This is a genomic window from Acinetobacter bereziniae LMG 1003 = CIP 70.12 (assembly GCF_000368925.1).
Taxonomy (GTDB): domain Bacteria; phylum Pseudomonadota; class Gammaproteobacteria; order Pseudomonadales; family Moraxellaceae; genus Acinetobacter; species Acinetobacter bereziniae.
In genome coordinates this window covers 862,953-876,609 of sequence record NZ_KB849756.1, presented here as the reverse complement: position 1 = coordinate 876,609, position 13,657 = coordinate 862,953, and the positions used below count along the sequence as shown (strand labels likewise).

11 protein-coding genes are annotated in these 13,657 nt (G+C 38.2%); 8 read left to right on the top strand and 3 right to left on the bottom strand.

Annotation, left to right across the window (positions count from 1 at the left end; translation table 11 throughout):
* Position 1 precedes the first annotated feature (1 nt).
* On the top strand, positions 2-2,233 hold the full coding sequence (locus tag F938_RS14050; protein ID WP_004829177.1) for an NADP-dependent isocitrate dehydrogenase: 2,232 nt from the start codon (positions 2-4) through the stop codon (positions 2,231-2,233).
* Positions 2,234-2,399: 166 nt separating this feature from the next.
* On the opposite strand, the gene F938_RS14045 is transcribed toward F938_RS14050, so the two are convergent.
* Positions 2,400-3,188 (bottom strand): rRNA large subunit pseudouridine synthase E, encoded by a 789-nt coding sequence (locus tag F938_RS14045; protein WP_004829176.1) that lies wholly within the window; start codon positions 3,186-3,188, stop codon positions 2,400-2,402.
* Between the two features lie 581 nt (positions 3,189-3,769).
* Between F938_RS14045 and icd the strand changes: the two genes are divergently transcribed.
* From icd to F938_RS14025, 4 genes are all read left to right on the top strand, one after another.
* Positions 3,770-5,026, top strand: coding sequence for an NADP-dependent isocitrate dehydrogenase (gene icd, locus F938_RS14040; protein WP_005032709.1), 1,257 nt, complete (start codon positions 3,770-3,772; stop codon positions 5,024-5,026).
* 485 nt (positions 5,027-5,511) lie between these two features.
* Entirely contained in the window at positions 5,512-5,994 is a 483-nt protein-coding gene (locus F938_RS14035) for a DUF2867 domain-containing protein (protein ID WP_005032707.1), read from the top strand.
* Positions 5,995-6,165: 171 nt separating this feature from the next.
* Positions 6,166-6,522, top strand: coding sequence for a hypothetical protein (locus tag F938_RS14030; protein WP_005032704.1), 357 nt, complete (start codon positions 6,166-6,168; stop codon positions 6,520-6,522).
* 200 nt (positions 6,523-6,722) lie between these two features.
* On the top strand, positions 6,723-6,962 hold the full coding sequence (locus tag F938_RS14025; protein ID WP_005032702.1) for a hypothetical protein: 240 nt from the start codon (positions 6,723-6,725) through the stop codon (positions 6,960-6,962).
* A gap of 68 nt (positions 6,963-7,030) precedes the next feature.
* Here F938_RS14025 and argG read toward each other — a convergent pair whose 3' ends face one another.
* Both argG and F938_RS14015 read right to left on the bottom strand, forming a co-directional pair.
* Positions 7,031-8,374: an argininosuccinate synthase gene (gene argG / locus F938_RS14020; RefSeq protein WP_005032700.1), complete on the bottom strand. Its 1,344-nt coding sequence runs from the start codon at positions 8,372-8,374 to the stop codon at positions 7,031-7,033.
* Positions 8,375-8,761: 387 nt separating this feature from the next.
* Positions 8,762-9,613 carry a LysR family transcriptional regulator gene (locus tag F938_RS14015; protein ID WP_004829163.1) on the bottom strand — a complete coding sequence of 284 codons (852 nt, stop codon included), beginning with the start codon at positions 9,611-9,613 and terminating at the stop codon, positions 8,762-8,764.
* Positions 9,614-9,763: 150 nt separating this feature from the next.
* Here F938_RS14015 and F938_RS14010 point away from each other — a divergent pair, with 150 nt between their 5' ends.
* From F938_RS14010 to lldR, 3 genes are all read left to right on the top strand, one after another.
* Positions 9,764-10,681: a DMT family transporter gene (locus F938_RS14010; RefSeq protein ID WP_005032698.1), complete on the top strand. Its 918-nt coding sequence runs from the start codon at positions 9,764-9,766 to the stop codon at positions 10,679-10,681.
* Between the two features lie 519 nt (positions 10,682-11,200).
* Entirely contained in the window at positions 11,201-12,871 is a 1,671-nt protein-coding gene (lldP, locus tag F938_RS14005) for an L-lactate permease (protein ID WP_171064853.1), read from the top strand.
* Between the two features lie 41 nt (positions 12,872-12,912).
* Positions 12,913-13,656, top strand: coding sequence for a transcriptional regulator LldR (gene lldR / locus F938_RS14000; RefSeq protein ID WP_005032694.1), 744 nt, complete (start codon positions 12,913-12,915; stop codon positions 13,654-13,656).
* Position 13,657 lies beyond the last annotated feature (1 nt).

Below are 13,657 nucleotides of genomic sequence, written 5' to 3'. Positions count from 1 at the left end.
TATGGCTGGTGGAAAGTCAACAATCATTTACACACTGACTGACGAGGCGCCACTATTGGCGACTTATTCGCTACTGCCGATCATTGAGACCTTTACTAAGCCAGCTGGCGTAGAGATTGTCAAAACTGATATCTCTGTAGCTGCACGTGTCCTCGCTGAATTCGCGGACTATTTAAGCGATGAACAGAAGGTATCTGACAACCTTGCACAGTTAGGTCGTCTTACTCAAGATCCAGACACTAATATTATCAAACTCCCGAACATCAGTGCTTCTGTTGCTCAGTTAACAGCTTGCATTAAGGAACTTCAGTCTAAGGGTTATGCAATCCCTGATTATCCTGAAAATCCGACTACTGAAGAAGAAAAAGCAATCAAGACCCGTTATAGCAAATGTCTTGGTTCAGCAGTAAACCCAGTATTGCGTGAAGGTAACTCTGACCGCCGTGCGCCTGCTGCTGTTAAAAACTATGCGAAAAAACACCCGCACTCTATGGGTGAGTGGAAACAGTGGTCGCAAACTCATGTTTCTCACATGGATGAAGGTGATTTCTACCACGGTGAAAAGTCAATGACACTTGACCGTGCGCGCAATGTGAAAATGGAATTAATTACAACAACAGGCGAAACCATTGTACTTAAGCCAAAAGTTGCACTTCAAGATGGTGAAGTGATTGATTCAATGTTCATGAGCAAGAAAGCACTGTGTGATTTCTATGAAAAAGAACTTGAAGATTGCCGTGAAGCAGGGATTTTGTTCTCTTTACACGTAAAAGCAACCATGATGAAAGTTTCACATCCGATCGTATTCGGTCACTGTGTGAAAATTTATTACAAAGATGCTTTTGAAAAACACGGTAAATTGTTTGATGAGCTCGGCATCAACGTGAATAACGGTATGGCGGGTCTATACGAAAAAATCGCGACTTTACCAACATCTCTACGTGAAGAAATCATTGAAGATCTTCATGCTTGCCAAGAACACCGTCCTGCATTGGCAATGGTGGATTCTGCAAAGGGCATCACAAACTTCCATTCACCAAATGATGTCATTGTTGATGCGTCAATGCCTGCCATGATCCGTGGTGGTGGTAAAATGTGGGGTGCTGATGGCAAACCTTATGACTGTAAAGCAGTAATGCCTGAATCTACTTTTGCCCGTATTTACCAAGAAATGATTAATTTCTGCAAATGGAATGGTAATTTTGACCCACGTACGATGGGTACTGTGCCAAACGTAGGTTTGATGGCGCAAAAAGCTGAAGAATACGGTTCTCATGACAAAACTTTTGAAGTTTCAGCTGCTGGTGTTGCAAACATCACTGACCTAGAAACTGGTGAAGTTTTGATGTCACAAAATGTTGAGGAAGGCGATATCTGGCGTATGTGTCAGGTGAAAGATGCACCAATTCGTGACTGGGTAAAACTTGCTGTAACTCGTGCGCGTAACTCTGGTATGCCTGCAATTTTCTGGCTTGACCCATACCGTCCACATGAAAATGAATTGATCAAGAAAGTACAAAAATACTTGAAAGAGCATGATACAACGGGTCTTGATATTCAAATCATGTCTCAAGTTCGTGCGATGCGTTATACACTTGAGCGTGTTGCGCGTGGTTTAGATACGATTTCTGTAACTGGTAACATCTTGCGTGATTACCTCACAGACTTGTTCCCAATTATGGAATTGGGTACTTCTGCGAAAATGTTGTCTATCGTTCCGTTAATGGCGGGTGGTGGTATGTACGAAACAGGTGCGGGTGGTTCAGCGCCTAAACACGTACAACAACTTGTAGAAGAAAACCATTTACGTTGGGATTCTCTTGGTGAGTTCTTGGCATTGGCTGTTTCTTTAGAAGAAATGGGTATTAAAGAAGACAACGCACGTGCGAAACTACTTGCGAAGACTTTAGACCAAGCGACTGGCAAGTTGCTCGACAATGACAAATCACCGTCACGTCGTACAGGTGAGTTGGATAACCGTGGTAGCCATTTCTATCTTGCGAAGTTCTGGGCTGAAGCTTTGACTGAACAAGAAGAAGATGCAGAATTAAAAGCAAAATTTGCACCTCTTGCACAAGCGTTAGCGGACAATGAGGAAAAAATCATTGCTGAACTTGCAGCAGTTCAAGGTAAACCAGCAGATATTGGTGGCTACTATGCTGTAGACACAGCCAAAGTTGAAGCTGTAATGCGCCCAAGTGCTACACTGAATGCAGTGCTAGAAAAAATCTAGTAAACCAATCAATTCATAGATAAAAATCGGTGCTTAGGCACCGATTTTTTCATTTGAGTTTCTTCTTATCTTTATTTAATTTAAATTCAATGTTGTTCAATTAAATACCGCCCCCATACAATCATAAAAAAAGCCCACCAAGGTGAGCTTTAAGCATCATTAAATTTCAACGACCATTACGTCCACGACCACGCGGAGCTTTGGTATTTGGGCGTGTAGTTCCATTGGTTTTACGACGCGGTTTTTCGCTGTCATCCATCTGCCAAATACGTTTGGTTCCAGATTTTTTAGTAGAACCGTCTTTGTTCTTACGTACCATCGGTTTTCCGCCAGTACCGCCTGGTTTTTTGACATAAGAACGCGAACGATATGGTTCTTCCGCAGGTACATTTTGAAAATCAGGATAAAGCAATGGTTCGATTTCTTTTGTTTCGCCCGGTTGTAAACCCATCTGAACTAAATCAATTGCACCGATTTTGGTGCGAATCAAACGTAAAGTTGGGAAACCAACAGCAGAGGTCATACGACGCACTTGACGATTACGCCCTTCACAAATCGAAATTTCTACCCATGAGGTGGGGATATTGGCACGGAAACGTACGGGTGGATCACGGTCCCACAACCATTCTGGTTGTTCCACTTTAGCGGCTTGAGCGGGTAAGGTTATACCGTCTTTTAACTCAACACCTTTGCGTAACTGCTCAAGTGCCTCTTCAGTAATATCACCATCGACTTGAACCAAATAGGTCTTAAACTTTTTATTGGTTGGATTGGTAATATACTGATTTAGACCACCATGATCAGTTAAAAAAACTAAACCTTCAGAGTCCATATCAAGACGACCAGCTATACGCAAGCTAGGATCGTCAACGAAGTCAGATATGGTCATATGTGCTTCGTCTTTACGAAATTGGGAGAGGACGTCATAGGGTTTGTTCAGAATGACAATTTTCACTTTAAGCCACTAATATATATAAATAAAATTTTTTGGGTTTGATTTGTTACCCGATTGAATACCCGTTTTGATAAAAATGGGGTGGTTTAGGTTGCAAAAAGCCCAGTTGATTGTGGACTACTATAACAGATTCAGCTTTGTATTCTTCAACTTTATTTGTCATTCAACAGGAGGAGTAAAAGAGCGCCTGACTTTGATTTTAGATTTTTGAATATTTACAGGGGCGCTGGTTTTCCTTAAAAAATACTGTCTACAGTCATTTAATTGGTTTTTTAATGCATTAAGATTCAAATGAGAGGAGCGTTCTGTGATCTTTATTGATTTATTTTAAGGATCAAAATTTATTGATTTTGTAGAAATAAAAGAAAGCTATGATTTTTATAAAAAATACATTCTAGAAAAGCATTAAATCATGAAACAATGCGTTTTATTAAGTTGAGAAATGTTGTTATTCCTCGTATAAATCTCAAAAAATGATCGAATTCGATTACACTGATCTTGCTAAAAAAGTGGTCGCAAATATTGCTCATAGCGCAATTTTTTTGGATTTACTCACTATAAGAAAATGGAGATCCTGAACAATGGGTTATCAGAAGATCGTAGTACCTGCAGATGGTAGCAAAATTACTGTAAATGCAGATTTGTCACTGAATGTTCCAAACCATCCGATTATTCCTTTTATTGAAGGAGATGGTATTGGTGTGGATATTACACCTGCTATGAAGGCAGTGGTCGATGCCGCAATTCAAAAAGCTTATAGTGGCAAACGTTCGATCGAATGGATGGAAGTTTACTGTGGTGAAAAAGCCAATAAAATTTATGGCACTTATATGCCAGAAGAAACTTTTGAAGCACTCAGAGAATTTGTAGTTTCGATAAAAGGTCCACTCACAACGCCTGTAGGCGGTGGAATTCGCTCACTTAACGTTGCTCTACGTCAAGAATTAGATCTATATGTCTGTGTGCGACCTGTGCGTTGGTTTAAAGGTGTACCATCACCTGTTCAACATCCCGAACAGACAGATATGGTAATTTTCCGAGAAAATTCAGAAGATATCTATGCAGGTATTGAATGGAAAGCTGACTCCCCAGAAGCAAAAAAAGTGATTAAATTTCTTAAAGAAGAAATGGGTGTTACTAAAATCCGTTTTGAAGATAATTGTGGTATTGGGATTAAACCTGTTTCAAAAGAAGGTACCCAACGCTTGGTGCGCAAAGCGATTCAGTTTGCGATTGATAATGATAAGCCGAGTGTAACTTTAGTGCATAAAGGCAATATCATGAAATACACTGAAGGTGCTTTTAAAGAGTGGGGGTATGAACTTGCATTAGATCGCTTTGGTGGTGAACTGATTGATGGTGGACCTTGGGTTAAAATTAAAAATCCAAGAACAGGCAAAGACATTGTTATCAAAGACGTGATTGCCGATGCGTTTTTACAGCAAATCTTAATGCGTCCTGCTGACTATTCCGTGATCGCTACTTTAAATTTAAACGGTGACTATATTTCTGACGCACTTGCAGCAGAAGTAGGTGGTATTGGTATTGCGCCGGGTGCAAATATTGGTGGCGCAATTTCTGTATATGAGGCAACACACGGAACAGCACCTAAATATGCAGGACAAGACAAGGTAAATCCGGGGTCTATTATTCTTTCAGCAGAGATGATGCTTCGAGATATGGGTTGGACTGAAGCTGCCGATTTAATTATCAAAGGCGTTTCAGGCGCGATTTCTGCAAAAACTGTAACTTACGATTTTGAGCGTTTAATGCCAGGAGCTACTCTACTTCGTTGTTCAGAGTTCGGGCAAGCGATCATTGAAAATATGGATAATTAATCAAGAGACAACTTAATCTAAGGTCTGCCAAGTGCAGACCTTTTTTATCATGGTTCATTATTAACGATGCCCAGCTACAGCAAAATCAAAGCATGACTTTGTTTGCAATGTAAATATTGGCATTGTCTGAGAGGAACATTGCCTGTGTGAATCATTCGAAATTTTTTCAAAATATTAGGTAGTAGCAATAGCTTAATGAGGTAGATTTCCAAACAGGAGGTACGCTTTCTATCTCTTTAAAAAGCTGTACTTTTTTCAATATCTATTTATTTCAAATCGCATGCTATAGATACCATGTATATCACTATCATTAAATAATATATATTCATCTTAGAATACAGTTATTTATTTCAAAAAATTGCCCAATCATTCATGATTTTATTCAACTTTAGGCGGCTTGTGATTGTACTTCATTTGGATTGCTGTAGACTGAATTTAGATTCTATTCATACGTTAAATTATTATATTTAAAAAGGTTTAGTTCCATGAATACAGAAATAGATCCGTATGTATTGGTTGCACCTGTTCATCAACTTAATTTTATTCATCAAGACCAACAATGTATTGATAAAAATATCACAGCATCACAAGCTTATCACCTAATGACCAGTACACCACCAAAATGGTTAAAGATAGCTTTTAAAATTCGAGACTTTTTCAGTCTGCATCTGGGTGGTGTACAGCCTATACAAGGTTTTAACTCTCAATCTATGGCACTTGAGCAGGGTGGAAAAGCAGATTTTTTTGATGTTATTCAAGTTTCAGATCATGAACTTTTTTTACAATCAAGCGATAAGCATTTAACTGTATTGGTGGTATTAAAGATCGAAAACTATGATGAGCAGAAAAATCTGCTTAGAATTTTTACCAGTGTTGTCACTTATAATTTTTTTGGGAAAATTTATATGCTTCCCGTTTCTATGGTACATGGTGTGATTGTACGTCGCCTATTGAGAAATTTGAAATAGCATGAAATTTACCACAATGTGAACATGACAAAATGCTGTAAAGATTTGGCAAAAAAAGTCATATTTCACCCTTTATTGTGACAAGAAAAGCAATAATTAAAAAACTCCTGTGTAAATAGCAATTTAGCTTAAATGTTGATACTTTGTTAAAACTTAAATGGAGTGTGTGTTGTGAAAAAAGTCGTGTTGGTTGTTTTAGCTATAGGGTTTTCTCATCACGTTTTAGCTAAAGAAGTACATAAGTGTGTGGTGAAGGGCTCAGTAACTTATCAGTCTCGACCATGTGCGGGAATGGCTGTACCAAATCCACAACAACAGCTTCAACAGAAGCTAACGCAGCGAACGGCTACACAAAACTCCCAACAAAACGTAAAGTCTCAACCTGAGATGCACAAATATTCTCAACAGCAGCATCTTCAGCGTCATTCGAGTAATGGTACGAGCAATGAAATCCCAGATACAGTTGAAGGAAAGAAGAAGAGTTTAGCAATTGCGCAAGCTGCTTATCAGTCTGCTAAAGATCGATGATTTCTTTGAATTTATGGTTCATGTTTTTTATATAAGCATTTGATCTTTAAGGTAATGTTTAAAAAGAAAGCTAAACTTGTATCTTGAATAAGCCGTCATGATGAAGTGTTGGTTTTTTAAATTTCGATTTTTCATATATTGAATAAGTTTGTTCTGTTATATTATTACGCCTACTTAAATTTATTGAAAGATTTAAATGTATGTCACAGACAAGTTCGAAGAAGTTTCCTAAAATTTATTTGCTCGCTGCATTGGGATTATTATTTCCAGTTTTTTTAGTGGGGATGGCATTTTTAGCTGCAAAAAGTGATGCAGAAACTCAGCGAGAGTATGATCGAATTCGTCAAGAACATGCAGAACGGATTGAATTACAAAAACAACAGCAAAAATCGCAACAAGACACCACTCAAACAATCCAGAATTCTACCACTGTATCTTAATCAGATCACAGCAAAAAGTCTTGACCAATAAAAACCGCCATTTGGCGGTTTTTATTTTTTAAACTGAATTATTTGTTTTTGTCTTTTAACTGAGGAACTGCAGAACCCGTACCTACAGCCAATAAGCCTGTATTTGTATAGATGCTGAGTTTTGCACGTGTATCGGTAATATCAAGATTACGCATGGTTAATTGACCAATACGATCGGCAGGGCTAAACATTGAATCACCTTTTTCCATCGTCAAACGCTCAGCTTCATAAGTGAGGTTTTCAGATTCAGTGTTCAAGATGGTGTAGTCATTACCACGACGTAACTCTAAAGTTACTGTACCTGTTATGGCTTTTGCTACCCAACGTTGTGCTGTTTCACGAAGCATTAATGCTTGAGAATCAAACCAACGACCTTGGTATAATAAACGCCCTAAACGTAAGCCGTTAATACGATATTGTTCGATAGTATCTTCATTGTGAATACCAGTAACAAGGCGTTCATATGCAATATGAAGAAGAGCCATACCCGGAGCTTCGTAAATACCACGAGATTTTGCCTCAATGATACGGTTTTCAATCTGATCAGACATACCTAGACCATGACGTCCACCAATACGGTTTGCTTCAAGAATAAATTCAACAGGATCTTCGATACGTTTGCCATTTAATGCAACAGGGAAGCCTTCTTCGAAAGTAACAGAAACTTCTTCAGCTTCAACTTTTACGTCATCTTTCCAGAACGCAACGCCCATAATTGGATCAACGATTTTGATACCCGCATTGAGATATTCAAGATCTTTAGCTTCATGTGTCGCACCCAACATGTTTGAATCTGTTGAGTAGGCTTTCTCTTTCGACATTTTGTAATCAAAACCATTGTCGATTAAGAATTGTGACATTTCAGCACGACCACCCAACTCATCAATAAACTGTTGGTCTAACCACGGCTTATAGATTTTAAGTGCAGGATTAGTCAACAAACCATAACGGTAGAAACGTTCAATATCGTTTCCTTTGTAAGTTGAGCCATCACCCCAAATATTTACGTCATCTTCTTTCATTGCGGTAACAAGCATTGTCCCTGTTACTGCACGACCTAAAGGTGTAGTGTTGAAGTAAGGAACACCACCAGTACTGATATGAAATGCGCCACACTGAATCGCAGCAATACCTTCTAATGCAAGTTGTAAGCGGCAGTCCACTAAGCGTGCTTTAACAGCGCCGTAGTTTTCAGCTTTACGCGGAATTGCATCGTAGTCATCTTCATCAGGTTGCCCTAAGTTTGCTGTATAAGCATAAGGTTCTGCGCCTTTTTGCTTCATCCACAATAAAGCTGCTGAAGTATCTAGACCACCAGAAAAAGCGATACCCACTTTTTTGCCTACTGGTACATTCTGCAAGATCGTTGCATTGTCAGTCATTGCTCGTCCTAACTATTTCGAAAGAGGCACCACATACACGGGTGACCATTGAGAATTTTATAAACGCGGTATTGTAGCACTTTTTCGGTCAATGTTTTATGGGATTTAAATGTTATCATTGAAAAAAATAGCAATTTATGCAGTTAAAGTAATCTACTTAAATTCCAGTTCGTGCCGCTTTTGAAATTGTTGAGATAATTCAAAATTCAGATCAACTGGATTTTTACATGTACTGTTTGCTTTGGCTTATATGGTTGATTTTTGGGGAAACTCATACAGTAAAATTAATTTTAATTAATTAATAAAATCAACAGAATATATCTATTTTTTAATCTAACAAAAGTCAGAATCTGTTCGTGACGCTAAAATAAGTCTGACTTATGCTGTTTAAAGCTGATCATTCAAGCCGATAAATTGCTTTTCAATTGGGGTAAAGACATGCTCACTTCGAGCAATTAAATAAAATCCTATATCTCGATATTGTTCAGGTGTTTCACGATAATACTCAATATTAAATTTTTTGATCAGTGATTTTGCGATCATTGAAATTCCCATACCCAATTGAGTGAAATTCACTAGCGCTTCATGATCATAAATATGGGTGAGCTCACCTTTTGTTAAGTTGTAGTCCGTATAAATATGATCTAAGGTTGTGGCATAACAACATTCTTCTGAAGCCAACAGAATATTTTGGTGATTGAGGCAATCCTCAAGATTCTCATGATTAATAACACTTTTACCAATGATGACCAGTTGATCTTCTGCCTTTTGGATGTACTGTATGTTTTTCTGTTTGGGATGCCCAAGTACATAACCGATATCTAAATTGCCTGATAAAATTTCATCTTCGATGTAGCCTGTTGCACCAGTTTTCATTGTGATTGAAAGCTCTGGATAGGTTTCATAAAGTTGGCTAAAAGACGGGTAGAAGCGCATGCCTCCTAAGCTGGTATTGGTACCAAAACGAAGGTATTTTTCTTGCTGATAAATCTTATTTTCAGTCTCTTCCCAAGTAAAGATCATCTTTTTGTATTGTTGGTAAAGATTCATACCAGACTCAGTCAGTTCAACGCCTTTGGGTTTACGGATAAATAACTGACGTTTGTAGTGGTTTTCAATTTTTTTAATTTTTGCGGTCATATTTGACTGCAAATAGTTAAGTTTGTGGGCAGCAGCAGAAATACTCTTCATTTCGGCAACCGTTACAAATGACTTAATATCTCCGATGTCGATATTCATGACAATTCCTCAAACTTATTCGCTTTTAATAACAATGTTAAATTTTTAAGTGTATTAAAAAAAATGATGGATGTATTAAAACATAGCATTATTCATGATGTCATTTATTTTTTAAACTAAGTCTACTTTCCATCTGTATGAGTACAGCAAATGAATCTTAGAGTAATGGGTGCAATCGTTTTGTTGTGTCTCGTTTGGGGATCATTATGGGGGCTGGTCAAACACAGTTTGCAGGTTTTTCCTCCATTTTTATTTATTTCTACACGGTTGATTTTAGCTGCCTTGACTTTGATGTTGGTTCAACGTTTATTGCGTAAATCTATTTTTCCACAAAGAGGAGAATGGAAAAAACTGATGATTTCAAGCGTGATGATTTGTATTGGTTTTTATGCGACTCAAACTTTTGCCATGCAATTTGTAGATTCAGGCTTATCTGCGGTTTTGGTGTTTACTATGCCAATTTTTATTGGTGTGCTGGCACACTATGTACTCAAAGAACGTTTAAATACCCAGAAAATGCTTGGACTAATTTTAGGTACTTTGGGGCTAGTCGCAATTCTTTGGCCACAATTGCATGATTTACATTTCAACCTATCTTTGATTGGACAGGCTTTCTTGATTTTATCGGGCTTCTTCTGGGCACTGACAACCGTCTATATCAAACAGAATTTTGCCACTTATGACAAAATGAAACTGACCATTTGGCAGTTATTAATCGGTGGTTTTGTAATTCTAATCGGTGCTGTTACTTTTGAGCCTATTGATGTGCATGTATGGATAAACCCGCTCAATGACTCGATGTTGTTTTACATTGCGGTAGTCGGAACAGGGTTTGCTTTTGCACTCTGGAATTGGATTGTGAGTCAGGTGGATACTTTTGTGGCATCAATTTCGATTATGTGTATTCCTATTTTAAGCTTATTTTTTGGCTATATGCTTTGGCATGAACCGATTACTTTGAATATCTTGATTGGTGCGGCATTTATTTGTACAGGTATCATGATGAGTTCTTTAAAGATTCAAATGAAAAAGAAGGTCGTTACACCTATGAATTGTGAGCATCGCTAAAGTAGAGCAAAGGAATTTATATTCATAATAATTTCTGTATCGTATCAATCCACAAAATCAGTAAAACTTTACTGATTTTGTTTTTTATATGATCTATAGCATGCATCAAAATTTTGAATTTTTAAAATGATCAGACCAATAATGAAAGTGTGTGATTAATATCGTAATAAAAATATGTTTTGATATTGGTTAAAATTTGCTTTTTAAATATCATTTTAGACTAAAGTCGTATAAAAATAATAAACCTTTAAAAAAAACCTTTAAAAACAAAACTTTTAAAAATCTATGTGTCTAAGAAATGAGAAAATATGCAATTAAAATAATAAAAACACTCTTGAAATTGGTCATACCATTTTATGAATAATTGGGTAACTATTGATCTTTAAATCAGCAAAAATTACTATAAAGTAAAAATACGCGTTATTTTTTTGTTTTTAACTTTATATTGGTCATACCAATTATTGAGAAATAAATGGGTGATTTTATCAAACTCGAAGTTCTGGCAAGCATTTCAAGGAGATGACAATGCTTCAACATTGGCAACAGATTTATGATCCAATGGGTAATATCTGGGTATCCAGTGCCATTGCACTCATTCCAATTATATTTTTCTTTTTGGCCCTAGCTGTATTCCGCATGAAAGGAAGTGTTGCGGGGACAATTACAGTCATATTGGCATTATTGGTTTCTTTATTTGCTTATCAAATGCCTACCATGATGGCATTGGCATCTATGGTCTATGGCTTTTTCTATGGCTTGTGGCCAATTGCATGGATCATTATTGGTGCAGTATTCCTGTACAAAATTTCGGTTAAAACAGGGCAGTTCGATATTATCCGTTCTTCGATTCTATCGATTACAGAAGATCAGCGTTTACAAATGCTGTTTGTCGGTTTTGCTTTTGGTACTTTCTTAGAAGGGGCGGCTGGTTTTGGTGCACCTGTGGCAATTACCGCAGCATTGTTGGTCGGGCTTGGGTTTAAACCACTTTATGCTGCTGGTCTGTGTTTGATTGTAAACACGGCGCCTGTTGCATTTGGTGCTATGGGAATTCCAATTATTGTTGCTGGTCAAGTCTCAGGTGTTGAAACACATGAAATCAGTCAGATGGTCGGACGCCAGTTGCCATTTATGGTGCCCATTGTACTGTTCTGGATTATGGCGATCATGGACGGATGGCGTGGTGTTAAAGAAACTTGGCCTGCGGTGATTGTTGGTGGTGGTGCATTTGCGATCGCTCAGTATTTAACGTCAAACTTTGTTGGTCCTGAATTGCCAGATATTACAGCATCTATTGCATCTTTGATTTCACTTACGATTTTATTGAAGTATTGGCAGCCTAAACATATCTTCCGTTTTGCCAATGAAGATGCCAGCATGAATGAAAATCTGGCTGAGCAAAAACAGCAAAAATATACGCTTGCACAAATTGCGAAAGCTTGGTCGCCATTTGCCATTCTGACAGTCATGGTGACGATCTGGAGTGTAAAACCATTCAAAGACTTGTTTACCAAAGATGGTGCATTGCATGATTTGGTGATTTCAATCAAAGTGCCTTTCTTGCACCAAATGGTGCAAAAGATGCCGCCAGTGGTATCAGAAATCAAAGATTATGATGCGATTTATAAGTTTGATTGGTTTTCAGCAACAGGGACAGCCATTATTTTTGCTGCAATCATCACCATCATTTTCTTAAAAATGAAGCCTAAAGAAGCTGTAGTCACTTTTGGCGAAACAATTAATGAATTAAAAATTCCAATTTATTCGATTGGTATGGTATTGGCTTTTGCTTTTATCGCTAATTATTCAGGGATGTCTGCAACCCTGGCTTTGGCATTGGCACATACAGGGCAAGCATTTACTTTCTTCTCGCCATTCTTAGGCTGGTTAGGGGTGTTCCTGACGGGTTCGGATACTTCAGCCAACGCATTATTTGGTGCATTACAGGCAACCACGGCACAACAAATTGGAGTGCCAGAAGTATTGCTTGTCGCAGCGAATACCAGTGGTGGTGTGACAGGAAAAATGATCTCTCCTCAATCGATTGCAATTGCCTGCGCAGCGGTCGGGCTTGTTGGTAAAGAATCAGATCTGTTCCGTTTTACCGTGAAACACAGTATAACGTTTACAGTAATGATCGGTATTATTATTACCCTACAAGCTTATGTGTTCCCATGGATGATTCCATGATACTCAGCGACACTGAACCAATGCAATATTAAGGAAAGCAGATGAAAGTCTCCGACAAAGTGGTCCACAGCCTACGCATGTTAATCGCAGAAAAAAACATGCAAGTCGGAGAACGATTGCCTGCTGAACGAAAGTTGTGTGAACAACTCGGTGTATCCCGTTCTTCTTTAAGAGAAGCGATTTCGCAATTGACCAGTATGGGTATACTGGTCAGTAAAGTAGGTGCGGGAACGTATTTGCAACAAATCCCTGTGAACTGGTCGCAAAACCAGATTGTTAGCCCGTTAAGTAATTTAATTGATCAAGACCCTGCCTATCGTTTTGATGTGCAAGAAGCACGAACAATTCTTGAGGGTGGCTCGGCTTGGTATGCAGCACAACGTGCAACAACAGAAGATCTGGCTTTGATCCGTAAATATTATGATCAGATTTCATACTTTCAGTCATTAGGGGATGATGAACAAGCTTCACTGGCGGACGCTAAATTTCACTTGGCGATTGCTGAGGCATCGCACAATTTAGTCTTGATTCAGATGATGCGGGGCGTGTTCGATTTGTTGCAATTTAACGTATTACTGGGCAGACGTAAGGTTTACTCAGAAACACATCGATTTGATCAATTGCATGATCAGCATTTTAGAGTGATGGATGCAATTGAACGTCATGATCCAGATGCTGCAAGAGATGCAGTATGTGGACATATAGAATTTGTAGTGCAGCAAGTACGGATGATTGATGAAGAAGAAGCTCGTCGTCAACGTGCAAGCCGATTAAACAGGATATGAA